This is a genomic window from Paracidovorax konjaci, from assembly GCF_900112675.1.
Classification (GTDB): domain Bacteria; phylum Pseudomonadota; class Gammaproteobacteria; order Burkholderiales; family Burkholderiaceae_C; genus Paracidovorax; species Paracidovorax konjaci.
The window spans coordinates 268,154-290,743 of the sequence record NZ_FOMQ01000001.1 but is presented as its reverse complement, the minus strand read 5'-3'; the positions used below and the strand labels follow the sequence as shown (position 1 = coordinate 290,743).

General features: G+C 69.7%; 21 protein-coding genes. 12 read left to right on the top strand and 9 right to left on the bottom strand.

Going from position 1 to position 22,590, the window contains the following annotated elements:
- The first annotated feature begins 6 nt into the window (after window positions 1-6).
- A complete protein-coding gene (rpsT, locus tag BM144_RS01210) occupies window positions 7-306 on the top strand; it encodes a 30S ribosomal protein S20 (protein WP_092949000.1) in 300 nt (99 codons plus the stop codon).
- Between the two features lie 6 nt (window positions 307-312).
- Here rpsT and BM144_RS22500 read toward each other — a convergent pair whose 3' ends face one another.
- Window positions 313-636 carry a hypothetical protein gene (locus tag BM144_RS22500; protein ID WP_139225610.1) on the bottom strand — a complete coding sequence of 108 codons (324 nt, stop codon included), beginning with the start codon at window positions 634-636 and terminating at the stop codon, window positions 313-315.
- Between BM144_RS22500 and mqo the strand changes: the two genes are divergently transcribed.
- Window positions 635-2,341: a malate dehydrogenase (quinone) gene (gene mqo, locus BM144_RS01205; RefSeq protein ID WP_092948998.1), complete on the top strand. Its 1,707-nt coding sequence runs from the start codon at window positions 635-637 to the stop codon at window positions 2,339-2,341. The genes BM144_RS22500 and mqo overlap by 2 nt on opposite strands.
- 225 nt (window positions 2,342-2,566) lie before the next feature.
- On the opposite strand, the gene BM144_RS01200 is transcribed toward mqo, so the two are convergent.
- Window positions 2,567-2,896, bottom strand: a complete 330-nt coding sequence (locus BM144_RS01200; RefSeq protein ID WP_092948996.1) for a DUF3579 domain-containing protein — start codon at window positions 2,894-2,896, stop codon at window positions 2,567-2,569.
- Between the two features lie 254 nt (window positions 2,897-3,150).
- Here BM144_RS01200 and BM144_RS01195 point away from each other — a divergent pair, with 254 nt between their 5' ends.
- The 5 genes from BM144_RS01195 to BM144_RS22495 all read left to right on the top strand — a co-directional run bounded on the left by BM144_RS01195 (window position 3,151) and on the right by BM144_RS22495 (window position 7,162).
- On the top strand, window positions 3,151-4,347 hold the full coding sequence (locus BM144_RS01195; RefSeq protein WP_092948994.1) for an aspartate aminotransferase family protein: 1,197 nt from the start codon (window positions 3,151-3,153) through the stop codon (window positions 4,345-4,347).
- Window positions 4,344-5,273 (top strand): ornithine carbamoyltransferase, encoded by a 930-nt coding sequence (argF, locus tag BM144_RS01190; protein WP_092948992.1) that lies wholly within the window; start codon window positions 4,344-4,346, stop codon window positions 5,271-5,273. Before BM144_RS01195 ends, argF begins: the two co-directional genes overlap by 4 nt.
- 40 nt (window positions 5,274-5,313) lie before the next feature.
- Complete coding sequence (locus BM144_RS01185; RefSeq protein ID WP_092948990.1) at window positions 5,314-5,982, top strand: HD domain-containing protein; 669 nt, start codon at window positions 5,314-5,316, stop codon at window positions 5,980-5,982.
- 89 nt (window positions 5,983-6,071) lie between these two features.
- Window positions 6,072-6,722, top strand: coding sequence for a peptidoglycan recognition protein family protein (locus tag BM144_RS01180; RefSeq protein ID WP_092948988.1), 651 nt, complete (start codon window positions 6,072-6,074; stop codon window positions 6,720-6,722).
- Window positions 6,719-7,162, top strand: coding sequence for a hypothetical protein (locus tag BM144_RS22495; RefSeq protein ID WP_139225609.1), 444 nt, complete (start codon window positions 6,719-6,721; stop codon window positions 7,160-7,162). The genes BM144_RS01180 and BM144_RS22495 overlap by 4 nt, the downstream gene beginning before the upstream one ends.
- A gap of 18 nt (window positions 7,163-7,180) precedes the next feature.
- Here BM144_RS22495 and BM144_RS01170 read toward each other — a convergent pair whose 3' ends face one another.
- Genes BM144_RS01170 through BM144_RS01160 form a run of 3 tightly spaced genes read right to left on the bottom strand, consistent with a single transcriptional unit; the run spans window position 7,181 to window position 9,696 of the window.
- Window positions 7,181-7,471 carry a hypothetical protein gene (locus BM144_RS01170; RefSeq protein WP_092948984.1) on the bottom strand — a complete coding sequence of 97 codons (291 nt, stop codon included), beginning with the start codon at window positions 7,469-7,471 and terminating at the stop codon, window positions 7,181-7,183.
- Between the two features lie 6 nt (window positions 7,472-7,477).
- Window positions 7,478-9,379, bottom strand: a complete 1,902-nt coding sequence (gene feoB, locus BM144_RS01165) for a ferrous iron transporter B (protein WP_092948982.1) — start codon at window positions 9,377-9,379, stop codon at window positions 7,478-7,480.
- Window positions 9,376-9,696 carry a FeoA family protein gene (locus BM144_RS01160; protein WP_092948980.1) on the bottom strand — a complete coding sequence of 107 codons (321 nt, stop codon included), beginning with the start codon at window positions 9,694-9,696 and terminating at the stop codon, window positions 9,376-9,378. Before BM144_RS01160 ends, feoB begins: the two co-directional genes overlap by 4 nt.
- Before the next feature lie 236 nt (window positions 9,697-9,932).
- Here BM144_RS01160 and BM144_RS01155 point away from each other — a divergent pair, with 236 nt between their 5' ends.
- Window positions 9,933-10,259, top strand: a complete 327-nt coding sequence (locus BM144_RS01155; RefSeq protein WP_092948978.1) for a YkgJ family cysteine cluster protein — start codon at window positions 9,933-9,935, stop codon at window positions 10,257-10,259.
- 23 nt (window positions 10,260-10,282) lie between these two features.
- Here the strand turns inward: BM144_RS01155 and BM144_RS01150 are convergent, their stop codons facing one another.
- Entirely contained in the window at window positions 10,283-10,753 is a 471-nt protein-coding gene (locus tag BM144_RS01150; RefSeq protein ID WP_092948976.1) for an Lrp/AsnC family transcriptional regulator, read from the bottom strand.
- A 141-nt stretch (window positions 10,754-10,894) separates the two neighbouring features.
- On the opposite strand from BM144_RS01150, the gene kynB reads away from it, so the two are divergent.
- The 4 genes from kynB to BM144_RS01130 all read left to right on the top strand — a co-directional run bounded on the left by kynB (window position 10,895) and on the right by BM144_RS01130 (window position 15,247).
- Window positions 10,895-11,545 (top strand): arylformamidase, encoded by a 651-nt coding sequence (kynB, locus tag BM144_RS01145; protein ID WP_092948974.1) that lies wholly within the window; start codon window positions 10,895-10,897, stop codon window positions 11,543-11,545.
- Window positions 11,546-11,643: 98 nt separating this feature from the next.
- Entirely contained in the window at window positions 11,644-12,951 is a 1,308-nt protein-coding gene (kynU, locus tag BM144_RS01140) for a kynureninase (RefSeq protein WP_092948972.1), read from the top strand.
- A gap of 23 nt (window positions 12,952-12,974) precedes the next feature.
- Window positions 12,975-13,874, top strand: a complete 900-nt coding sequence (kynA, locus tag BM144_RS01135; protein WP_092948970.1) for a tryptophan 2,3-dioxygenase — start codon at window positions 12,975-12,977, stop codon at window positions 13,872-13,874.
- A gap of 101 nt (window positions 13,875-13,975) precedes the next feature.
- On the top strand, window positions 13,976-15,247 hold the full coding sequence (locus tag BM144_RS01130; RefSeq protein ID WP_092948968.1) for an MFS transporter: 1,272 nt from the start codon (window positions 13,976-13,978) through the stop codon (window positions 15,245-15,247).
- On the opposite strand, the gene BM144_RS01125 is transcribed toward BM144_RS01130, so the two are convergent.
- The 3 genes from BM144_RS01125 to BM144_RS01115 form a co-directional block, all read right to left on the bottom strand.
- Window positions 15,193-16,431 carry an FAD-dependent monooxygenase gene (locus tag BM144_RS01125; protein ID WP_092948966.1) on the bottom strand — a complete coding sequence of 413 codons (1,239 nt, stop codon included), beginning with the start codon at window positions 16,429-16,431 and terminating at the stop codon, window positions 15,193-15,195. The two genes, BM144_RS01130 and BM144_RS01125, sit on opposite strands and share 55 nt — an antisense overlap.
- A 130-nt stretch (window positions 16,432-16,561) precedes the next feature.
- Window positions 16,562-19,150 (bottom strand): putative bifunctional diguanylate cyclase/phosphodiesterase, encoded by a 2,589-nt coding sequence (locus tag BM144_RS01120; protein WP_092948964.1) that lies wholly within the window; start codon window positions 19,148-19,150, stop codon window positions 16,562-16,564.
- Entirely contained in the window at window positions 19,147-22,518 is a 3,372-nt protein-coding gene (locus BM144_RS01115; protein ID WP_092948962.1) for an EAL domain-containing protein, read from the bottom strand. The genes BM144_RS01120 and BM144_RS01115 overlap by 4 nt, the downstream gene beginning before the upstream one ends.
- Between the last annotated feature and the right edge of the window lie 72 nt (window positions 22,519-22,590).

Below are 22,590 nucleotides of genomic sequence, written 5' to 3'. Positions count from 1 at the left end.
ATTACCATGGCATCTGCCAAGCCCAAGAAAAAGAACCCCCGCCTCGCCTCCGGCCGCAAGCGCGCGCGCCAGGACGTGAAGCTGAACGCAGCCAACACCTCGCTGCGTTCCAAGTACCGTACCGCCGTCAAGAACGTCGAGAAGGCCGTTGTGGCCGGCGACAAGACGAAGGCCACCGAACTGTTCGCGAAGATGCAATCCGTTGTCGACACCATCGCCGACAAGGGCATCTTCCACAAGAACAAGGCTGCTCGCGACAAGAGCCGCCTGTCCGCCAAGGTGAAAGCCCTGGCACTGGCCGCCTGACCCTCTTCAGGCAACAGCCCGGACGGCCCCGCCGTCCGCCGTTTGCAACGGGTGCGCTGTCAGCAAAAAACGAGAAACCGCCTTCGGGCGGTTTTTTCGTTTCTGCGCCCGTTCTCTGGCATCCGCAGCCTTGCCTGGGCCGCTTTTTCGGATGCGCTCAACCTGAGCCCCCCCGGCTACCACAGCCTGGGAAAGCGAACCTTGATCTGCAGGAAGGTTTTCGCTTTGGTGGGACAATCCCGCTTTCGCACATCCTAGTTTTTTGATAAGCGCATCAAGCCTGCAGCACAGCCTGCGGGCTTTTTTCCGCGCGCAGTTGTCGAGATCCATGAAAAAGTCGCTCAAAGCCTTGTTCGGCGCCGTCCTGGCGCTGGTTCTGGCGGCCGTACTGTTCCTGTACTGGCCCCTCTTTCCCCGATCCGTGCCCCCCGCCGAGAACGAACAGCCCATCGACGTGGTGATGGTCGGTGCCGGCGTCATGAGCACCACGCTCGCCACCTACCTGCAGGAATTGCAGCCCGACTGGAAGATCCAGGTGTTCGAGCGCCTGGACGGCGTGGCCCTGGAAAGCTCCAACGGCTGGAACAACGCAGGCACGGGCCATTCGGGGTTCGCCGAACTGAACTACACGCCGCAACTGCCCGATGGCTCCATCGAGACCGTGCGGGCCGTGGGAATCGCCGAGCAGTTCGAGGTGTCACGCCAGTTCTGGGCGCACCAGATCGGCCGCGGCAACATGCAGGCCCCCGGGACCTTCATCAACCCGACTCCGCACATGAGCTTCGTTTGGGGCGACGACAACATCGCCTACCTGCGCAAGCGCCACGCGGCGCTCGTGCAGAACCCGCTCTTCTACGGCATGCAGTATTCGGAGGACCAGGCGCAGATCCGCCAATGGGCCCCAGTGATGATCGAAGGCCGCGACCCGGGCCAGAAGGTGGCCGCCACCTACATGCCCCTGGGAACCGACGTGAACTACGGCGCGGTGACCAACCAGCTGATGGCAGGCCTGCGCAAGAACCCCCACTTCACGCTGAGCCTGCAGCACGAGGTGCGCGCGCTGCGCCAGAACGCCGACAAGACCTGGAACGTCACCGTGGCCCAGCTGGCCGATGGCGGCAAGGAAAAGACCGTCAAGGCCAGGTTCGTCTTCGTGGGTGCTGGCGGCGCGGCGCTCAAGCTGCTGCAGGCATCGGGCATCCCGGAGTCGAAGGACTATGCGGGCTTTCCGGTCGGCGGGCAGTTCCTCGCCATCGAAGATCCGGCCATCACCGCACGCCACGACGTGAAGGCGTACGGCATCGCCTCGACCGGCTCGCCGCCGATGTCCGTGCCCCACCTGGACGCGCGCAACATGGACGGCAAGCCCGTGGTGCTCTTCGGCCCCTTCGCGCTGGCCACCACGAAGTTCCTCAAGCACGGCTCGTGGTTCGACCTGTTCGCGTCCGTGACGCACGACAACCTGGCCGGCATGCTGCGCGTGGGCATCCACAACCTCGACTTGGTGAAGTACCTGGTGCAGCAGGCCGAGCTGACCGACGAAGACCGCCACAAGGTGCTGCTGGAGTATTTCCCCAACGCCCGGCGCGAGGATTGGAAGCTCGTGACGGCCGGCCAGCGCGTGCAGGTCATCAAGCGCGACCCCCAGAAGGGGGCCGTGCTGCAGTTCGGCACCGAAATCGTGACCGACCGCGACGGCACGATCGCGGCGCTCATGGGCGCCTCGCCGGGCGCGTCGACCGCACCCCACATCATGCTGAACCTGATGGCGAAGGCCTTCCCGCAGCAAATGACCGATGCCGGCTGGAAGCCGCGCCTCCAGCAGATCGTTCCATCGTATGGCCGCAAGATCAACGCGAGCCCCGCGCTCACGAACGAGATCCGCCGCGCGACCAGCACGGCCCTGCACCTGCCTTATCTGGAGGTTCCGGCGGACCTGGCCCAGCCTGCCCTGCCGCAGGCCGGCGCAGCAAGCACGGCGCCGCTGGCACCTGCCGCGCCGCGCCAGTTGAACAAGGAAATGCAGGCGCTCTGACCACGCAGGAACCGGGCTTTCCGCACGGCGCGGAACCCGGTGCCACGGCCTCTCCCGGCGCAGGAGACCGGCCAGCGCAGGGCCGGCATGACACCCGGCCTCAAGGCGGCGTGCTGCGCCGAGCCTTACGGTCTGGCGCCTGCCGCATGGCGGTCATGGAGTGAGAAAAGCCGATGCGGCGCACCCACGCGCGGTACCGCACCGCAAGAGCGCCGCAGTGGCGCTTCAGGGCTTGCCGGGGGGCGGATTGCCGTCGGGCAGCAGGCAGGCTTCCGCGACCTGCAGGCCGTTGTCGCGCGCGAAGTTCATGGCGAAATCCCAGGCCATCGGTTCATGGCCCTGCAGGTCCCGGTGGATCACCACGCACTTGATGCCGTTCAGCGTGGTCGGGACGCACCAGGGGGAGTAGCTCAGGTGGCTGCCCGGACGGGCCCCGCCGGGACGGAACTGGCTCATGACCCCCGCCAGGCGCTCGGCCCAGTCGCTCGGGCGGAAGGTTTTCCCGTCGTGGGTGACGCCTTGGATGAAGACTTCTTTCGAGTTGGGGGAAACCATCGGGGATCGGGGGGTCGTGGATGAAATTCGCCGCAGGATCGCCGCCAGGCGCTACCGCCCGGCATTCTAACTCTTATATAAGAGCTACCCCGCGCCAAAGACCCCTGCGCCGCCTCCGGCACGCATGGCTGTGATGCGCAATCGGCAATAGCCCAGCCATGGCGTGCACCTAGAATCGGGCTTCCGCGCGCCGGCCGGTTTTCCGGGCCGGCGCACTTTTTTCCGTCTTTGCACAGACCGCCTGGAGACCCCGCATGAGCGCTTCCGCCCAGCCCGCCTCGCCCCACGTGATGAACACCTACGGCCGCCTGCCGATCGCGCTCGAACGCGGCCAGGGCAACCGAGTCTGGGACGTGAACGGCAAGCAGTACCTCGACGCGCTGGGCGGCATTGCCGTGAACACGCTGGGCCACAACCACCCCCAGCTGGTGCCTGCGCTGCAGGAGCAGATCGCCAAGATGATCCACAGCTCCAACTACTACCACGTGCCGCTGCAGGAACAATTGGCGGCCAAGCTGGTGGAGCGCTCGGGACTGACGAACGCGTTCTTCTGCAATTCGGGGCTGGAGGCCAACGAGGCGGCCATCAAGCTGGCACGCAAATTCGGGCATGACAAGGGCATCGAGAAACCGCAGATCGTGGTGTACGAAAAAGCCTTCCACGGGCGCTCGATCGCCACGCTGTCGGCCACCGGCAACCCCAAGGTGCAGGCCGGCTTCGGTCCGCTGGTGGAAGGCTTCATCCGCGTGCCGATGAACGACATCGACGCCATCCGCAAGGCCACCGAAGGCAACCCCGATGTAGTGGCCGTGTTCTTCGAAACCATCCAGGGCGAAGGTGGCGTGAACCCCATGCGCATCGAATACCTGCAGCAGTTGCGCCAGCTCTGCGACGAGCGTGACTGGCTCATGATGATCGACGAGGTGCAATGCGGCATGGGTCGCACGGGCAAGTGGTTCGCGCACCAGTGGGCAGGCATCGTTCCCGACGTGATGCCGCTCGCCAAGGGCCTGGGCTCCGGCGTGCCGATCGGCGCCGTCGTGGCCGGCCCCAAGGCAGCGCACATCTTCGGCCCCGGCAACCACGGCACCACCTTCGGCGGCAACCCGCTCGCGATGCGTGCCGGCAACGAGACGATCCGCATCATGGAAGAAGACGGCCTGCTGCAGAACGCGGCCGATGTGGGCGCCTACCTGAAGGCGGCCCTGGAGCGCGAGCTGGGCAGCCTGCCGGGCGTGAAGGACATCCGCGGCCAGGGGCTGATGCTGGGCATCGAACTCGACCGCCCCTGCGGCGTGCTCGTGGGCCGCGCGGCCGAGGCCGGCCTGCTGCTTTCGGTCACGGCCGACAGCGTGATCCGCATGGTGCCCGCGCTCATCCTCACGCGGGAAGAGGCCGACGAGATCGTGTCCCTGCTCGCCCCCCTGGTCAAGGCATTCCTCGCCGAATGAACCCCCTGCAGCCCATGAAGCACTACCTGCAATTCAAGGACCTCACCGCGGACGAATACGCCTACCTGTTCGAGCGCGCCGCGGTCATCAAGGCCAAGTTCAAGAACTACGAGAAGCACCACCCGCTCAGCGACCGCACGCTGGCGATGATCTTCGAGAAGGCCAGCACGCGCACCCGCGTGAGCTTCGAGGCCGGCATGTACCAGCTGGGCGGCAGCGTGGTGCACCTCACCACGGGCGACAGCCAGCTCGGGCGCGCCGAGCCGATCGAGGACAGCGCCAAGGTCATCAGCCGCATGGTGGACCTGGTGATGATCCGCACCTACGAGCAGACCAAGATCGAGCGCTTCGCGGCGCACTCGCGGGTGCCGGTCATCAACGGCCTCACCAACGAATTCCACCCCTGCCAGATCCTGGCCGATATCTTCACGTTCATCGAGCACCGGGGTTCCATCCAGGGCAAGACCGTGGCGTGGGTCGGCGACGGCAACAACATGGCCCACACCTGGCTGCAGGCGGCGGAACTGCTCGGCTTCACCGTGCACGTGAGCACGCCGTCCGGTTACGAGGTCGACAGCCGGATCGCCGGTGTCGCACCCGGATCGCACTACAAGGTGTTCCAGGATCCGATCGAGGCCTGCCGCGGTGCCGACCTCATCACCACCGACGTGTGGACGAGCATGGGCTACGAAGCCGAGAACGACGCGCGCAAGAAGGCCTTTGCCGACTGGTGCGTGGACGCCGAGATGATGGCCGCGGCCCGGCCGGAGGCCCTTTTTATGCATTGCCTGCCCGCCCACCGCGGCGAGGAGGTCGAAGCCGAAGTGATCGACGGCCCCCAATCGGTGGTGTGGGACGAGGCCGAGAACCGCATGCACGTGCAGAAGGCGCTCATGGAGTTCCTGCTGCTCGGCCGGCCTGCCTGAAGAGGCCTCCGCAGGCAACCGGGCCGCGCAGGAAAGCCCCATGGCACCGGATCCGGCCGTTCTCCTGGCCCGCTGGAGCGCGCTGGGGCAGTCGCTCTCGCGGGAGGGCCCGGACTGGCAGGCCGAGGGGCGCCGCCTGCTGCGCCACTGGTCCCGCTGGCTACGCGCATACCACGACACACGCCACCTGGACGCCTGCCTCCGCCACTGGGAGGCCGCATGCGGTGCCAGCGGACCCGGGGCCATGGCCGACCCTGCGGCGGTCGGCATGGCGCTGTGGTTCCACGACGCCGTCTACTGGCCCTGGTCCGGCCGCAACGAGGAGCGCAGCGCCAGGTGGGCACGGCGCTTCATGGAGGCGCAGCGCCTGGCTCCCGCCACGGTGGACCGGGTCGAACATCACATCCTGGCCACGCGCCACGTTCCGGCATGCACCATCGACGGCGACACCCGCTGGATGGTGGACATCGACCTCGCCATCCTGGGCCAGCCACCAGAGGTGTATGCCGAATTCGAGCGCAATGTGCGCCGCGAATACCGCTTCGTGCGCTGGCCGCGCTACCAGGCGGGCCGCTGCGCGATCCTGCGGTCCTTCCTGGACCGCCCCACGGTCTATGCCACCCCCTGGTTCAACGAGCGCTTCGGGGCGCAAGCCTGCCAGAACCTGCGCAATGCACTGGAGAGGCTGAGCCAGGGGCAGACGTTATAGAAATCATGGAATAAAAGCAATTCATCCATCTGCCCCGTGTCGTGCCGATGGCGCCAGTAGCATCGCCTACCTATAACGCGGGAGGGTGAATGCTATTTTTCGATGCCCAAGGCATGGTGGTTCACAACGCGAGGATCAAGCCCCGAAGATTCACCGCAATCGAGCGCACGCACATGAAAACGATTTCGGGAATCGTCGTTCACCAAACCGGCGCTCCCACAGAGGCATCGACGTTCAATAGCTACCGCTCGGCCAACGCCAACGGTGCTCATTTCCTCATCTTGAAGGATGGCGGTATTTACCAGACCGCTTCGGTTTTCAAGCGCACCAATCACATCGGGCCACTGAAAGCGAGGTGCCTTGCCGAGCACCGTTGCACACCTGCGGAAATCAAAACGTACCGTTCTGCCAGCCCGACCGTGATGCATCAAGCCGAGATGCAGAAGGTGGTTCCAGGACGCTACCCTTCCAACGGCGACAGCCTTGGCATCGAGGTGGTGGGGGCCTCCTATCTACCGCCGGGAGTGCGCATGCCATCCGGGCTGAACGCTCAGCAACAAAGGGCTTTCATGGGAAACCACTCTGTCTACGAACCGCTCACTGGCCTGCAGCAGGCGGCATTGCGCTATCTGGTCGGAGCGCTGAACGAGGCGTTGGATATTCCGCCATCGGAAACCCATCGGCACCCCGAGGTGAGCCGCAAAAACGTGACGGAAGCCGCCACGGCATCCTGGCAATGACAGCTCTTCGCCTTGCGTGCATCGCGGCATGGATGCTGGCAATCCCGCCGCTGCAGGCCGGCCCGCGCGACCCTGCAACGTTCTGGCACCCTCGCCACGTGCAGCGGTTTGTCATCGAAACCCCTTCGGCAAGGAGTTTCGGACAAGGGCAATGCGGGCATCTGCTCGTGGACGAGAAAAGGCTCCGCTTTTTCCTGGCCCACGCCAAGCCGGGTTCGTCCACCGAATATGACCATCAGATGCAGACGGACGACTGCAACGCCGAGGGCCGCATCGTGCTGAAGGATGGCCGCCGCTTCAAGGTAAGCCTGGACAATTGGACCGGCTGGGGCGCGGTCAGCAATCAGCGCACAACGCAGTTCCTGTTCTGCCGTCCCTGCAAGGACATCCTGGAGCCGGGCTTCGCATTCCAGGATCCCCCCGGGCAGCGTGGCCGCTGACCACAGCCGGCAACCTGTTCAACGCTGCTGCGGATCCTCAGGCTTCCCACCCGCTGCCGAACCCCTCGGCACAGGGCCGTGCACCACCACGGACTGCACGGAATGGCCCGCCGCTGCGCCGCCTTCCTGCGTCGAGCAGCCTCCGCCACCGCCCGGGCCGCAACTGCTGCACCCTCCGCAACCGGAGGATTCGGCCAGTGCCGGGTGAACGGCGCCCAGGCGTCCGCGCCAGCGCGCAGGCATCCATTTCCATGCGAGATAGGCCAGGGCCACCACGACGATAGCTGCGACGATCCATTGCTGGGCCATGTGGGTTCAACCTCCGGAAGTCAGGGCCAGGGCCACGCGGTAGGTGACGAAGCTCGCGGCATAGGCCAGTACGAACAGGTAGGCCGTCATGAGCAGCGGATACCGCCAGCCGTTGGTTTCGCGCCGCACCGCAGCGATGGTGGAAATGCACTGGGGCGCGAACACGAACCACACCAGCAGCGACAGCGCCGTGGCCAGGGACCAGGTGCCGGCGATCAGCGTGCCGAGCTGCGTGGCGGCCTCTTCGCCGGTGGCCGACAGCGCATAGACGGTGCCGAGCGCGCTCACCGCCACTTCGCGCGCGGCCATGCCGGGCACCAGCGCGATGGCGATCTGCCAGTTGAAGCCGATGGGGGCCACCAGGGGTTCGAGGAATGCGCCGATCCGCCCGGCGAAGCTGTAGGTGATGGCGGCACCCGTGGCCCCGTCCGGCGGTGCGGGGTAGCTGGAGAGGAACCACAGCAGGATGGTGACGGCCAGAATGATCCCGCCCACGCGCTTCAGGAAGATCATGGCGCGCTCGTACAGGCCCTGCGCGAGGCTGCGCAGGCCGGGCCACCGGTAGGCCGGCAGTTCCATGAGCAGCGGCGTGGCACCTTCCTGCCGGCGCGCCAGCTTCGCCACCGCGGCCACGGCCATGGCGCTCGCGATGCCGCCGACATAGAGCGCGAACAGAACCAGGCCCTGCAAGTTGAACACGCCGGCCACGGTGCGCTCGGGGATGAAGGCGCCGATGAGCAGTGCGTAGACCGGCAGGCGCGCCGAACAGGTCATGAGCGGCGCGATCATGATGGTCACGATGCGGTCGCGCCAGTGGGTGATGGAGCGGGTGGCCATAACGCCCGGCACCGCGCACGCGAAGCTGGAAAGCAGCGGGATGAAAGAGCGCCCCGACAGACCTACCGTGCCCATGGCGCGGTCCAGCAGGAAGGCGGCGCGCGGCAGGTAGCCCGAGTCTTCCAGCGCCAGGATGAAGAAGAACAGGATCAGGATCTGCGGCAGGAAAACCAGCACGCCCCCCGTTCCGGCCAGGATGCCGTCGGTGAGCAGGCTGCGCAGCGGGCCCTCGGCCATGTGCGCATTGACCGCGCCCGACAGCGCGGCCACGCCGTCCTCGATCAGGCCCTTGGGCGCCTCGGCCCAACTGAAGACGGCCTGGAACATCAGGAACAGCGTGGCGGCCAGCAGCAGCAGGCCCCAGAACGGGTGCAGCACGACGGCATCGATGCGGTCGTCGGTGCGCAGGCTGGCGGCCGCGGGTTCGCGCACGGCCACGGACATGATGCGCCGCACCTCCTCGTGCAGGCGCATGGCGCGCTCGGCGGAAGGGGCCGCACCGTGCGCGTCGGGCGCGCCGGGCGGCGCCGGCAGGGACCCCGCAGCGTCCAGCCAGCCCAGCAGTTCGCGGGCACCATCGCCGCGCACACCGACGGTGGAGATCACCGGCATGCCGAGTTCGCGGGACAGCGCTTCGCGGTCGATGGCAATGCCCTGGCGCTCGGCCATGTCGCTCATGTTGAGCACCAGCAGCATGGGCCGGCCCAGCGCCCGGGCCTCCAGCACGAGGCGCAGGTTGAGCCGCAAATGCGTGGCGTCGGTCACGCACACCAGCAGATCCGGCACGGCCTCGCCGGGGCGGCGGCCGGTGACGATATCGCGCGTGACGGCCTCGTCGAGGCTGTGCGCATTCAGGCTGTAGGCGCCCGGCAGGTCGAGCACGCGCACGCGGCGGCCCCCGGCGGTCTGCAGGTGCCCTTCCTTGCGCTCCACGGTGACGCCCGCGTAGTTGGCGACCTTCTGGCGCGCGCCGGTGATGAGGTTGAAGAGCGCGGTCTTGCCGCAATTGGGATTGCCCAGCAGCGCGACGCGCAGCAGCGAATCGGAAGGGACCTGGGACTGCAAGGTCATGCCGCGCCTCCCACGGCCTGCACACGCACCAGCGCCGCCTCGTGGCGACGCAGCGCGAAGGTGGCCTGGCCGATGCGCACGGCGAGCGGGTCGCCGCCCGGGAAGCCGCTGGCCACCACGCGCACGGGCTCGCCGGGCAGGAAGCCGATTTCCATGAGGCGCTGCACGATGGCCTGTTCGCGTTCGTCGCGCGCGGGCTCCAGGGAAGTCACCCGGGCGGGCGCGCTGCGGGGCAGCCGATCCAGACCGACGGACGGGGTCGTGGCGGAAGGCCGGTCCAACGCGGGCCCGGCCGCGTCTTCAGCGGACATTTTCATGGGAGTTATTGTTAGAAATGATACTAATTCTCATTCTATCGCCCAGGCCCTTGCAGGCCTTGCGATGGATCACAGATCCGGGCCACGGGCAAAGGTTCTGCGGAATGCCTGATTTTCTCGCAGCCGCCCCGCCCGCGGGCGGGAAAGGGGAGCCTTGGTCCGGCCACGGCACGGCACAATCGCGCGGCCCCCGCCCACCCCTGCCCCGCTCCCTTTTCGTTCCAGCACGCCACGCCATGAGCCTTCACCCCTGCCTGACCTGCGGCGCCTGCTGTGCGAGCTTCCGCGTCGATTTCTCGGTGCACGAGTCGGAGGACGAAGGCGGCTGCGTTCCCGCGGGCCTCACCGTGGAGGTCAATGACCGGCTGCGGCGCATGCGCGGCACCGACCACACCGCGCCGCGCTGCGCGGCCCTTACCGGCCGCGTGGGCACGCGGGCGGCCTGCGGCATCTACGAGTGGCGCCCCTCGCCGTGCCGCGAGTTCGAGGCGGGCAGCGAAGCCTGCGGCCGCGCGCGCCGGCGGCACGGGCTGGATGCGCTGGCAGACGGCTTCGTGCTGTAGGGCCGCACGGACCCGGGCAAGGCTCAGGGCACGGGCAGCCCCACGACGCGCCCCTTGAACTCCTGCAGCGAGAAATAGCTGTGCACCCGGCGCACGCCGGGCAGGCGGTGCAGCCGGTTCTGCAGCAGCTCGGAATAGGCGTCCAGGTCGCGCGCCACCACGACGAGCATGAAATCCTCGGGGCCCGAGATGCCGTGGAACATCACCACTTCGGGGATCGCGCAGACCGCATCCTCGAAGGGCCGGGACGAGGCCTCGGTCTGGTGGTCGATGCCCACCATCACGAACACCATCACACCCAGCCCCAGCGCGCGGCGGTTGAGCGCTGCGTGGTAGCCCGCGATCACGCCCTCTTCCTCCAGGCGCTTCACGCGACGCCAGCACGGCGACTGCGAAAGGTGCGCCATCTGGGCCAGTTCGCCCGAGGTGAGGCGCGCATTGTCCTGCAGGGCCGCGGCCAGCTGGCGGTCGGTGCGATCGAGGTCGGTGGGCATAGATTTTTCCTGAATCCGCCCATGGCGGCAGATTTATCCAATTTCAGAGGCTGTAGGGATTAAACGACACCACGCCCGCCCTGCCTGCCTAGGATGCGCCCGTGACGGCCCTCGCGGCCGCCGCGCCCCAAGGAGACGCCTATGACCGCCCCCCGCACGCTGTGGGACATTTCCGCGCCGGTGCATGCCGGCAGCCCGGTGTTTCCGGGCGACACACCTTATTCGCAGCAGTGGTGCGCCACCATCGGCCCGCAGTGCCCGGTGAACGTGAGTGCCCTCACGCTGTCGCCGCACGTGGGCACGCACGCCGATGCGCCGCTGCACTACGACGCGCAGGGCGCCACGATCGGAGACGTGTCGCTGGACGCCTTCCTCGGGCCCTGCCGCGTGATCCACGCCGTCGGCAGGGGGCCCCTGATCGAGTGGGAGCACATCGTCCACGCGGTGGACCGCGCCGGCCCCGCGCTGCCGCCCCGCGTGCTGGTGCGCACGTACGACCGCATGCCCGTGGACCGCTGGGACGGCGCCCTGGCCGCCTATGCCCCCGCCACCATCGAGCGCCTGGCCGACCGCGGCGTGGTGCTGGTGGGCATCGACACCGCCAGCATCGACCCCGCCGAGAGCAAGGCGCTGGAGAGCCACCAGGTGATCCGCCGCCGCGGCCTGCGGGTGCTGGAGAACCTCGTGCTCGACGCCGTGCCCGAGGGCGACTACGAACTGATCGCCCTGCCCCTGAAGCTCACCTCGGCCGACGCCTCGCCCGTGCGGGCCGTGCTGCGCGCGTTGGCCTGACGCGCCGCGCAGCACGGCAGATGTTCGAACTTTTTCGCATCCATGCCGCCGTATCCATTGAATACTTTGCTATCAATTAAGTAGCAACCACATCCACCATGACCACCTTGAACGACTGCCGCGCACTGGATGCGCAAGACCCGCTGCGCCCGCTGCGCGATCATTTCCAGCTCCCCGAGGGCGTGATCTACCTGGACGGCAACTCCCTGGGCGTGCTGCCCAAGGCCGCTCCCGCACGCATTGCCGAAGTGGTGGCGCAGGAATGGGGCACGGACCTGATCCGCTCCTGGAACAACGCGGGCTGGTTCGATCTGCCGCAGCGGCTGGGCAACCAGCTCGCGCCGCTGATCGGCGCGGGCGCCGGCGAAGTGGCCTGCACCGACAGCACGTCGATCAACCTCTACAAGGTGCTGAGCGCGGCGCTCAACATCGCCCGCGAGGACGCGCCGTCCCGCCGCCGCGTGGTGAGCGAGCGCAGCAACTTCCCCACCGACCTCTACATCGCAGAAGGCCTGCGCCGCGAACGCGGGCTGGAGCTGGTGCTGGTCGAGCCCGAGGAGATCGCCTCCGCGCTGACGGCCGACGTGGCGGTGCTGATGCTCACGCACGTCAACTACCGCACGGGCGCGATGCACGACATGGCCGCCGTCACCGCTGCCGCGCACGCGCAAGGGGTGCTCTGCGTCTGGGACCTGGCGCACAGCGCCGGCGCGGTTCCGGTGGACCTGCGCGGTGCGGACGCGGATTTCTCGATCGGCTGCGGCTACAAGTACCTCAACGGCGGCCCCGGCGCACCGGCGTTCGTGTGGGTGCATCCGCGCCATGCGGACCGCTTCTGGCAGCCGCTGTCGGGCTGGTGGGGCCATGCGGCGCCGTTCGCCTTCACGCCCGACTACCGGCCGGCGCCCGGCATCGCGCGCTACCTCTGCGGCACGCAGCCGATCATCAGCCTCTCGGCGCTGCAGTGCGGGCTGGACGTGTTCACCGCCGCGCAGCCGCTGGGCGGCATGGTGGCGCTGCGCGCCAAATCGCTGGCACTCACCGACCTCTTCATCCGGCTGGTCGAGGAGCGCTGCGCGGGCCACGGACTGGGCCTGGCCACGCCGCGCGATCACGCGCGGCGCGGCTCGCAGGTGTGCCTCACGCGGGACGAAGGCCAGGGCGTGGACGGCCAGGGCAGCGGCGCCTACGCCATCGTGCAGGCGCTGATCGCGCGCGGCGTGATCGGCGACTTCCGCAAGGGCGACGGCGGCCAGGGCCCGCACAAGGACATCCTGCGCTTCGGCTTCACGCCGCTGTACCTCGGCCACGAGGACGTCTGGAACGCCGTGGAGCACCTGCGCGCCGTGCTGGAGAGCGGCGAATGGCGCCGCCCCGAATTCAACCAACAACACGCCGTGACCTGAAGGCCGGCCGGAGACAGCCCACCATGTGCCCCCACGCCCCGCAATCCGCTGCCCCGGCAGCCGCCCCCGCGTCCGCAGCCGCAGCCGCGCTGCCCGAAGCCATCGTGCACGAGGAGCGCGCCCAGCTCGATTTCAGCCGCGACATGAGCTATGGCGACTACCTGCAGCTCGACGCGATCCTGAACGCGCAAAAGCCGCTCTCGCCCAACCACAACGAGCTGCTGTTCATCGTGCAGCACCAGACCAGCGAGCTGTGGATGAAGCTCATGCTGCACGAGCTGCGCGGAGCCATCGCGCACGTGGCGAAAGACGATCTGCCGCCAGCCTTCAAGATGCTCGCGCGGGTCTCGAAGATCATGGAGCAGCTCGTGCATGCCTGGGACGTGCTGGCCACGATGACGCCGCCCGAGTACAGCGCTATACGGCCCTACCTGGCGCAGTCCAGCGGCTTCCAGAGCTACCAGTACCGCTGCATCGAGTTCTCGCTGGGCAACAAGAACGCCGCGATGCTCAAACCCCATGCGCACCGGCCCGACCTGCTCGCCCAGGTGGAGGCGGCCTACGCCGCGCCCTCGCTGTACGACGAGGCCCTGCGCCTGCTGGCGCGCCGCGGCCTCGCGGTGCCCGCCAGCCACACCGACCGCGACTGGACCCAGCCCTATGCCGAAAGCGAGGCTGTCGAGAACGCCTGGCTCGCCGCCTACCGCGACCCGCAGACGCACTGGGACCTCTACCAGCTGGGCGAGAAACTCACCGATCTGGAGGACGCCTTCCGCCTCTGGCGCTTCCGCCACGTGACCACGGTCGAGCGCGTGATCGGCTTCAAGCGCGGCACGGGCGGCACCGGTGGCGTGAGCTACCTGCGCCGCATGCTGGACGTGGTGCTGTTCCCCGAGATCTGGAAGCTCAGAACCAGCCTCTGAGGCCGCCCGCCGGCCCGGGCGGCGGCCCACCGCCCTGCGCCTGGGGGACTGCGCGCCCACGGCAGAAGGCCGAGAATTGCCGGTGCCTTCGTTCCGCCGCCATGCCCTGCGCCCACCCGCCCGCCGCCGAAACGCCCGTGCCCCCGGAGCCCTCCGCCCCCTGGGCCATGCTGCTCGCGCTGGTCTCGGGCTTCGCGCTCAGCCAGGCGTTCCGCACCGTCACCGCCATCATCGCCACGGGACTGCAGGCCGAATTCGGGCTCGGGGCGCAGGCGCTGGGCACGTTCGCGGGCACCTTCGCCTTCGCGTTCGGAACCATGCAGCTCTTCATGGGCGTGGGTATCGATCTCTTCGGCGTGCGGCGCACGGTGCTCGCGGTGTTCCCGCTGGCGGTCGCGGGCGCGCTGCTGTCGGCGCTGGCCCCCGGCTACGGCGCGGTGCTGATCGGACAGGTGCTCATCGGCGTGGGCTGCGCGCCGGCCTTCCTCGTGTGCACGGTGTTCATCGCACGGCACTTTCCGGCGCGGCGCTTCGCGTTCGTCTCGGGTGTGGCGCTCGGCGTGGGTGGGCTGGGCATGCTGTTCACCGGCACCCCGCTGGCCTGGCTGGTGGAGCGCTCGTCCTGGCGCGTGGGTTTCGGCGTGCTCGCGGGCCTGGCCGCGGGGGCCTGGCTGCTCATCGCCTGGCGGGTGCACGAACCCACCGTGCGCGCCGATAGCGGCGCGCCGCCGCGCGAATCGGTGGGCGCGGCGATGCGCGGCTTCGGCGCGCTGTTCCTGCTGCCGCACACGCTGGGCATCCTGCTGCTGGGCCTCGTCACCTACGCGGCCTTCCTCGCGCTGCGCGGGCTGTGGCTGGGGCCGCTGCTCATCGGGCGGCACGGCTTTTCGCTCGTGGACAGCGGCAACGTCGCGCTGCTGGTATCGCTGGTGTCGCTGTTCGGACCCGCGGTCTTCGGCCGGCTGGACCCGGGGCCGGCCCGCCGCAGGCGCTGGATCCTGGCCGGAACCCTGCTGATCGCGGCGATCTTCCTGGCCATGGGCGTGCTGCACAGTGCCTCGGCGGACGTGGCCGGCGCGGTGGCGGTGGGCCTGTTCTCCGGGGCGCTGGTGCTGCAGTACGCCGACGTGCGCTCGGCCTATCCGCCCGCCATGACGGGGCGCGCCATGGCCGTTTTCACCATGGCGATGTTCCTCGGCGTGGCGCTGGTGCAATGGGCGACGGGCTGGGCGGCAGCGCTCGCCACGGCGCGCGGCGCCGATCCGTATGCCACGGTGTTGCTCACCATCGCCGGCCTGCTGCTGGCCGGCGCGCTGGCCTACCGGCTGCTGCCTGCGCCCCCGGGCAGCGCGGCACCGCCCGGCGCGCGATAGAGCCAGGGCTGGTCGAGCAACCGCTCGCCCAGCAGGCGCAGCGACAGGTCGCGCGCCCACCGCACCGGCCCCGTCGCATGGAAGATGCGCCCATTGCGCTCCGCCCGCCGCTGCACCTGCGCGCTGCGCCGCCAGCGCCGGTCCGCGTAGCGCTGCAGCCGCTCGGGCACGCCGATGCCGGCCTGCGCCAGCACATCCTGCAGCACGGCGGCATCCTCGATCGCCATGCCCGCGCCCTGGGCCAGATAGGGGCGCATGGGGTGGGCCGCATCGCCCAGCAGCGCCACGCGTTCCCGGGCCATCTCATGCGCGCCTTCCACGGGGTCGCGGTCGCACAGCGGCCAGAGGCGCCAGCCCGCACCGGCCTGCGGCACCGCGCGTACCAGGTCCTGCAGCGCCGAGCAGGTGCCGCGCAGCGCGCCTTCCAGGTCGCCCGCGTTGCCGGCATGGTCCCAGTGCTCCAGATCGTCCGGCGGGCGCCCGTGGCGGATGGCGACGATGTTCATCAGTTCGCCGCGGCGCACCGGGTACTGCACGACATGCAGCCCGGGCCCCAGCCAGGCCGTGACCTGCGCGGTGCGCAGCCGCTGCGGCAGCGACGCCTGCGCAACGACCGTGCGGTAGGCCAGGTGGCCCGACACCCGCGCCGGCGCCTCGCCCAGCAGCCGCGCGCGCGTGGCGCTGCGCAGCCCGTCTGCGCCGATGAACGCATCGCCCTGCAGCTGGCGGCCCGCCGCGGTGCGCAGCACCACGCCTTGGCTGCTCTCGGTGTGGTCGGCGATGGTTTCGCTCTGGTGCAGGCGCACGCCGGGCAGCGGGCGCACCGCCGCCAGCAGCAGCCCGTGCAGGTCGGCGCGGTGGATGGCGAGGTACGGCGCTCCGTAGCGTGCCTCGATGGCCGCGCCCAGCGGCATCCCGGCCAGTACACGGCCGTCCAGGGCGCTGCGCACCTGCAGCCGGTCCGGGCAGGCGGCCACGCCGCGCAGCGCCGCCTCCAGTCCCCAGGCATGCAGGCAGCGCACCGCATTGGGCCCGAGCTGCACGCCAGCACCCACCTCGGTGAACGCCGGTGCGCGCTCGCACAGCTCCACCGCCCAGCCCGCGCGCGCCGCGCCCAGGGCCGCGGCCAGGCCGCCGATGCCGCCGCCGGCGACCAGAAGCACCTGCTGTCGTGTGTCTTGCATGGGCGCGATTGTGCGCGGAGCGCCAGGCGCCCGGTACGAGGCAGGTCAAGGTGCGGCACCGCGGACGGCCATCTTTCCCCGCCGGGGGCAAAGCCTGCCGGCAGGCCTTTTCCCGGTGCGGGCCGCCGGCTCAGAGCGCAGGGCGCAGCGCGCGCTCCAGCACCGCAGCCGGGGCCGGGCGCCCGAAAAGGTGCCCCTGGAAGGCATGGCAGCCGTGGCGCTGCAGGAACTGCAACTGGCCCGTGGTCTCCACGCCTTCCGCCACCACACGCAAGTCCAGGCTCTGCGCCAGCGCGAGGATGGTGCGCACGATGGCGGCATCGTTGGGGTCGGTCAGCACGTCGCGCACGAAGCTCTGGTCGATCTTGAGCTGGTCGAGCGGCAGCCGCTTGAGGTAGGCGAGCGACGAGTAACCGGTGCCGAAGTCGTCGATCGCAAAACCCACGCCGTGCGCGCGCAACTGCTCCATGCGCGCGATGACTTCCTCCACATCCGCCATGAGCAGGCTCTCTGTGAGTTCGATCTTGAGCAGGCGCGGCTGCGCGCCGCTGCGGCGCACGGCCTGCAGGACGTGGTCCACGAAATCGGGCTGGCGGAACTGCCGCACGCTCACGTTCACCGCCAGGGCCAGCTGCGCCGTGGCCGGGCTGCGACTCCAGGCCACCAGTTGCTCGCAGCCGCGCTCCAGCACCCACTGCCCCAGCGGCACGATCAGGCCGCCCTGCTCCGCCACCGGGATGAATTCACCCGGCAGCACCATGCCGCGCTGCGGGTGCCGCCAGCGCACGAGCGCCTCGGCGCCCAGCATGCGGCCGCCGCTGTCCACGATCGGCTGGTAGTGCAGCACGAGTTCGTCGGAGCGCAGCGCATGCCGCAGTTCGGATTCCAGCGCCGCGCGGTCGTTGACGGCCGCCTGCATGGCCGGGTTGAAGAAGCGGACCGTGTTGCGCCCGGCCGCCTTGGCCTGGTACATCGCGAGGTCGGCCTGCTTGAGCAGGTCGTCCACGCCCGCCTCCGTGCCCTGGCGCGCGCCGAACAGCGTGAGCCCGATGCTGGGCGTGCTGTAGTGGTAGCCCATGCGGCCCACCGCATAGGGCTTGCCCAGTGCGGCGACGATGCGGTGCGCCAGCACGGCGGCCTCCGCGCGCGCCGCGTGCACATCGCCCGGCAGGCCTTCGGCCAGCACCACGAACTCGTCCCCGCCGAAGCGGCAGACCGTGTCCTGCGGGCGTGCGCAGGTCAGCAGCCGCTGCGCCGCCTGTTCGAGCAGGCGGTCGCCCATGTCGTGGCCCAGCGTGTCGTTCAGGTCCTTGAAATTGTCCAGATCGAGGAACAGCACCGCGCCGTGGGCCTCTTCGCGCGCCGCCGTGCCGAGCGCGCGCTGCAGGCGGTCAGTGAGCAACCGCCGGTTGGGCAGGCCGGTCAGCACGTCGAAGAACGCCAGCCGCTCGATCTCGGCCTCGACGCGCTTGCGCTCCGAGATGTCGCGCCCCACCCCGCGGTATCCCAGGAACGCGCCATCCGCGCCGAACACCGGCACGCCGCTCACGGCCACCCAGTAGGGATTGCCGTCCGGGCCCGCGCGCTGCAGCTCCAGGTCGCGGAAGGGCTCGCGCGCTTCCAGCAGGCGGCGGTGCGCGGCCCAGTCGGGCTCGCCGAAGTTGAGGGCGCCCAGCTCCCAGCGCGTGCGCCCCACGATCTCGGAGGCGGCCATCCGCAGCCGGTTCGACCCGCCCGTGAAATGCACGAAGCGGTAGTCGGCGTCCTGCTCCCAGTACCAGTCGGAGGACAGGTCGCTCAGGCTCCGGAAGCGGGCCTCGCTCAGGCGCAGCTCGGCCTGCAGGCGCGTGTGCGGCGTCACGTCGGAGAAGGTGCGCAGTAGGCCGCCGCCCGGCAGCGTGGTGGTGTAGACCTCCAGCGTGCGGCCGTCGTGCGTCCTGCGCCAGTAGACGCCGGGCGCCGCCAGGCTGGCGCCGCTCTCCACGTGGGGGCGCCCGCGGTCGTCCACGCGGGCGAAATCCTCGCCGAAGTCGCCGCGCCGGGCCTGCAGCAGCGTGAGTTCGGACAGCGTGGGCGCGCCGTCCAGCAGGCTGCGCGGCAGCTCCAGCATGTCCAGCAGGCGGGCGTTGTAGAGCCGCACGCGGTCGTCCGGCCCGAGCACGAGCAGCCCCAGCGCCATGTGGTCCAGCGCCGTCTGCAGCAGCTCTGCAGGCGCGGCGACGGCGTTGGACCAGGCGGCCGGGCCCTCCTGCCGCGCCGAGGCGTCGCGCGCCCAGTCCATGCCGCTGCCCGGCCGGGACTCCAGCAGGGCCACGAGCCGGAGGGCGAGTTCACGCACCGTGCCATCGCCCTGGCCGGCACTCAGCACATAGTCGCCGGGCCCCGCGCGCAGGGCCCGCGCTGCCAGTGCCTCCTGCGCGGGCTCCTGCCCCAGGCACACCAGCACGGGCATGCGCCGGCCGGGCTGCACGGCCCAGGCAGGCAAGGTGGTGGCATGCCGGTCCGGCGCCAGCACCACGGCCTCGAAGCCGGCGCCCGGCCCGGACAGGCCGTCGGCCGCGCGCGCCCGGGCGCCAGTGGGCGCTACGGTCGCCTGCCAGGGCAGAGGCACCACCTCCCACGCGTGGCCCCACTGCGCGCCCTGCGCAGCCAGGGCGGCGGCCGCCGCGGCACGTTCCGGCGCCGGTGCGGCATCGATCCAGGCGATGCGCGTGCTCATGCGCCGGAAGCCACCACGTCCTGCCCCGCGGGCGGAGACGGCGGAGGCACCGCGGCGCCAGGCAATTGGTGTTCGCGCTCGAACGCGGCCACCGGCACGGGGCGCCCGAACAGGTAGCCCTGGAAGCCTTCGCAGCCGTGCAGCTTCAGGAAGCTGAGCTGCCCGGCGGTTTCGACCCCCTCGGCCACCACCTGCAGATCCAGGCTCTTGGCCAGCGCCAGGATCGTGCGCACGATGGCGGCGTCGTTGGGGTCGGTGAGCACGTCGCGCACGAACCCCTGGTCGATCTTCACTTGGTCGAGCGGCAGGCGCTTGAGGTAGCTGAGCGAGGAATAACCCGTGCCGAAATCATCGAGCGCGAAGCCCACGCCGGCCCGCTTGAGCTGTGCCATGCGGGCGATGGTGTCCTCCACATCGCCCAGCAGCAGGCTTTCGGTGAGTTCGAGCTTGAGCCGCTGCGGATTCGCCCCCGTGCGCACCAGCGTCTCCAGCACCTCGGTGACGAAGTCGGGCTGGCGGAATTGCCGCGCGCTCACGTTCACCGCCACGGTGAGCGCGGAGCTGGCGGGGTGCGCCGCCCAGCGCACGAGCTGCTCGCAGGCGATCTGCAGCACCTGGCGTCCCAGCGGCAGGATGAGGCCCGTCTCTTCGGCCAGCGGGATGAAATCCGCCGGGCTGATGGTGCCCTTTTCGGGATGCCGCCACCGCACCAGCGCCTCGGCGCCGCACAGGCGCGTGCTGCCGTCCACGATGGGCTGGAAATGCACCGTGAGCTCCTGCCGGGCGATGCCCTGGCGCAGGTCGGCTTCGAGCTGCGAGCGCGCCGTCACCTGGGCCTGCATGTCCGGATCGAAGAAACGCTGCGTGTTGCGCCCGGCCGCCTTGGCCTGGTACATGGCGAGGTCGGCGCGCTTGAGCAGTTCGTCCACGCTGCGCCGCTGGTCGCCGAACAGCGTGATGCCGATGCTGGGCGTGCTGTAGTGCTCCTGCGCGCCCATCGGGAACGGCTGGTTGAGCTGCGCGAGCAGTTTCTCGGCCACCTGTTCGGCCTGCAGCGCGGCCTGCGCCACGTCGCCGTCCAGGCTCTCCAGCATGACCACGAACTCGTCGCCGCCGAAGCGCGCCACGGTGTCGGAGCTGCGCACGCACTCCTGCAGGCGCTGGGCCACGAGCACGAGCAGCCGGTCGCCCATGTCGTGGCCCAGCGTGTCGTTCAGGTCCTTGAAGTTGTCCAGATCGATGAAGAGCAGCGCGCCCAGCTGGTGGTTGCGCTGGCAGGCCGCGCTCGCACGCTGCAGGCGGTCCAGCAGCAGGCGCCGGTTGGGCAGGCCCGTGAGCGCATCGAAGAACGCCAGCAGCTCGATCTGCTGTTCGGCCTTCTTGCGGTCCGTGATGTCGCGGCACACGCTGAGCAGCCCGGTCACGTGGCCGTGCAGATCGCGGATGGGCGTCTTGATGGTTTCGAAATAACCCGCGTAGCCGTCTTCCGCGAAGGTGAGCGTTTCTTCGTACACGAGCGGCTGCCAGGCGGCCATGGCGCGCTCATCGAGCTGGCGCACGCGCGCGGCCTCGATCGGCGGCAGCAGTTCTTCATCGCTGAGGCCGATGATCTCGCGCTCGCGGCGGCCTACGAAGCGCTCGAACACCGGGTTGCACGACAGGTAGCGGCCGTTCGCGTCCTTGAGGAACACCACGTCCGGGATGGCGTTCACGAGGCTCGCCAGCCGCGAACGCTGCTGCGCCAATTCGAGGGCCAGGCGCTTTTGCTCGGTGAGGTCGAACGCGAACACCACCACGGCGGCCACCCGGCCGTCGGGGCCCGTCTCGGGCACGATGGTGGTGTGGAAGAAGAGCGGGCCGGACCGGCTGCCCGGCGTGCGGTACTCGAACACCACCGTGTGGCCCTGTAGCGCGCGCAGCACCTGCGGGCGCAGGGAATGGATCAGCTCGGCGGGCAGCACGTCGGTGAGCAACTGGCCTTCGAGTTCCTGCGCCGTGCGGTACAGCCACTGCGCCTGCGAAGGATTGACGTAGAGAATGCGCAGGTCATGGTCGAGCCGCGAGACCCCGCCCGGCATGCGGCCCAGCAGGCTGGCGAGCTGGATCTCGTGCGCCCGGCTCAGGTCCTGCGCTTCGCGCGCCTCGGTGACGTCGGTGAGCACGCCGTCCCAGATCACGCGCCCGCTGCCGTCGCCCAGGGGCCGCGGCGACGAACTCAGGCGCATCCAGCGCTGCTGCCCGTCCGTGCGCCGCATGCGCACCACCGACTCGCTCACGCCCATGGTGCGGTAGGAGGCCTCGTCGGCTGCGGCACTGGCGTCGCGGTCCTCCGGTTCCATCTGCGCGAACAGGCGGCCTGCGTCCTCCATCACCTCGGCGGCGCGCAGCCCGACCAGCCGCTCCAGCGCTTCGCCCATGTGCACGAAGCGGCGCCGGCCGTCGCGCTCGCGCACCACCTGGTAGAGCACGCTGTCGGGCAGGTTGCGCCCCAGCAGCTGGAGCCGCAGCTCGCTCTCCCGCAGCCGCGATTCCGCTTCGCGCACACGCGCGAACGGCAGGCGGATGCCGGCCACGAACACCGCCTGGAACAGCAGCGCATAGCCCAGCACGTGGAAGGCATGCGACAGCGTATCGATCCATGCCGACGGGTCCGGCGGCACGAGCAGGACGAACCGGCCCGCCGCCATGGACGCGGCCGCGGCTGCCATGGTGTGCCGGCGGCCATGGCCGAGCGGCGCCTCGCCCTTGCGGGGCGGCAATCCGTAGAGCAGGGCTGCCGACAGCGCCAGCACGGCACCGGACGCCGCGCCGCTCACCTGGGGCAATGCGCTGCCGAATGCGGCCGACAGGCGCTCGGGCCAGCCTGCGGTGGCCGTCCAGACGATGGCCAGGGACACGCCGCCCGCCGCCACGGCCCACGCCCGCCCGGGGCCGCGCCACGATGCACGCAGCGCGAAGAGCAGCAGCGTGGCGGCCTCGATTCCGCGGGCCCACATCGCGAAATACCCCGAGACATGGATGCGGTCTCTCTCCACCACGCCCATCACCTCGTGCTGCAGCACGCCGTGCAGGAAATTGCACACCGCCGCCGTGGCCAGGCCCAGCACCAGCACATTGGCCCGACCTTGCGCGCTTTCGTCCAGCATGTGCAGCGACACCGAAACGGCCAGCAGCCCGATCAGCACCGCCACCATGTCCAGGAACGGCTCCAGCCCATGGAGGCCCTTGAGCCCGGGCCCCAGCAACTGCACGATGGAAACGAGCAGCAGCGCCATCCCCGCGACCACCAGCATGGCGGTGACGGCCGGGGTTTCAGACAGGAGGGCTCGGCAGAAGGAGCCGAAGGTTGGCAGGCGGGACGGGCGCATGGCGTGGTCGTATGGGCGGGCAGGCTCGTGACGGGCTACGCGGTAAACATATCGTCACAAGTGTATCGACCC

What these genes read in the sequence shown, in the direction of transcription:
- rpsT (WP_092949000.1), top strand. Translation starts at nt 7, where the DNA reads ATGGCATCTGCCAAGCCCAAGAAAAAGAACCCCCGCCTCGCCTCCGGC.
- mqo (WP_092948998.1), top strand. Translation starts at nt 635, where the DNA reads ATGAAAAAGTCGCTCAAAGCCTTGTTCGGCGCCGTCCTGGCGCTGGTT.
- BM144_RS22500 (WP_139225610.1), bottom strand. Translation starts at nt 636, where the DNA reads ATGGATCTCGACAACTGCGCGCGGAAAAAAGCCCGCAGGCTGTGCTGC.
- BM144_RS01200 (WP_092948996.1), bottom strand. Translation starts at nt 2,896, where the DNA reads ATGGTTTCCCCCAACTCGAAAGAAGTCTTCATCCAAGGCGTCACCCAC.
- BM144_RS01195 (WP_092948994.1), top strand. Translation starts at nt 3,151, where the DNA reads ATGAGCGCTTCCGCCCAGCCCGCCTCGCCCCACGTGATGAACACCTAC.
- argF (WP_092948992.1), top strand. Translation starts at nt 4,344, where the DNA reads ATGAACCCCCTGCAGCCCATGAAGCACTACCTGCAATTCAAGGACCTC.
- BM144_RS01185 (WP_092948990.1), top strand. Translation starts at nt 5,314, where the DNA reads ATGGCACCGGATCCGGCCGTTCTCCTGGCCCGCTGGAGCGCGCTGGGG.
- BM144_RS01180 (WP_092948988.1), top strand. Translation starts at nt 6,072, where the DNA reads ATGCTATTTTTCGATGCCCAAGGCATGGTGGTTCACAACGCGAGGATC.
- BM144_RS22495 (WP_139225609.1), top strand. Translation starts at nt 6,719, where the DNA reads ATGACAGCTCTTCGCCTTGCGTGCATCGCGGCATGGATGCTGGCAATC.
- BM144_RS01170 (WP_092948984.1), bottom strand. Translation starts at nt 7,471, where the DNA reads ATGGCCCAGCAATGGATCGTCGCAGCTATCGTCGTGGTGGCCCTGGCC.
- feoB (WP_092948982.1), bottom strand. Translation starts at nt 9,379, where the DNA reads ATGACCTTGCAGTCCCAGGTCCCTTCCGATTCGCTGCTGCGCGTCGCG.
- BM144_RS01160 (WP_092948980.1), bottom strand. Translation starts at nt 9,696, where the DNA reads ATGAAAATGTCCGCTGAAGACGCGGCCGGGCCCGCGTTGGACCGGCCT.
- BM144_RS01155 (WP_092948978.1), top strand. Translation starts at nt 9,933, where the DNA reads ATGAGCCTTCACCCCTGCCTGACCTGCGGCGCCTGCTGTGCGAGCTTC.
- BM144_RS01150 (WP_092948976.1), bottom strand. Translation starts at nt 10,753, where the DNA reads ATGCCCACCGACCTCGATCGCACCGACCGCCAGCTGGCCGCGGCCCTG.
- kynB (WP_092948974.1), top strand. Translation starts at nt 10,895, where the DNA reads ATGACCGCCCCCCGCACGCTGTGGGACATTTCCGCGCCGGTGCATGCC.
- kynU (WP_092948972.1), top strand. Translation starts at nt 11,644, where the DNA reads ATGACCACCTTGAACGACTGCCGCGCACTGGATGCGCAAGACCCGCTG.
- kynA (WP_092948970.1), top strand. Translation starts at nt 12,975, where the DNA reads ATGTGCCCCCACGCCCCGCAATCCGCTGCCCCGGCAGCCGCCCCCGCG.
- BM144_RS01130 (WP_092948968.1), top strand. Translation starts at nt 13,976, where the DNA reads ATGCCCTGCGCCCACCCGCCCGCCGCCGAAACGCCCGTGCCCCCGGAG.
- BM144_RS01125 (WP_092948966.1), bottom strand. Translation starts at nt 16,431, where the DNA reads ATGCAAGACACACGACAGCAGGTGCTTCTGGTCGCCGGCGGCGGCATC.
- BM144_RS01120 (WP_092948964.1), bottom strand. Translation starts at nt 19,150, where the DNA reads ATGAGCACGCGCATCGCCTGGATCGATGCCGCACCGGCGCCGGAACGT.
- BM144_RS01115 (WP_092948962.1), bottom strand. Translation starts at nt 22,518, where the DNA reads ATGCGCCCGTCCCGCCTGCCAACCTTCGGCTCCTTCTGCCGAGCCCTC.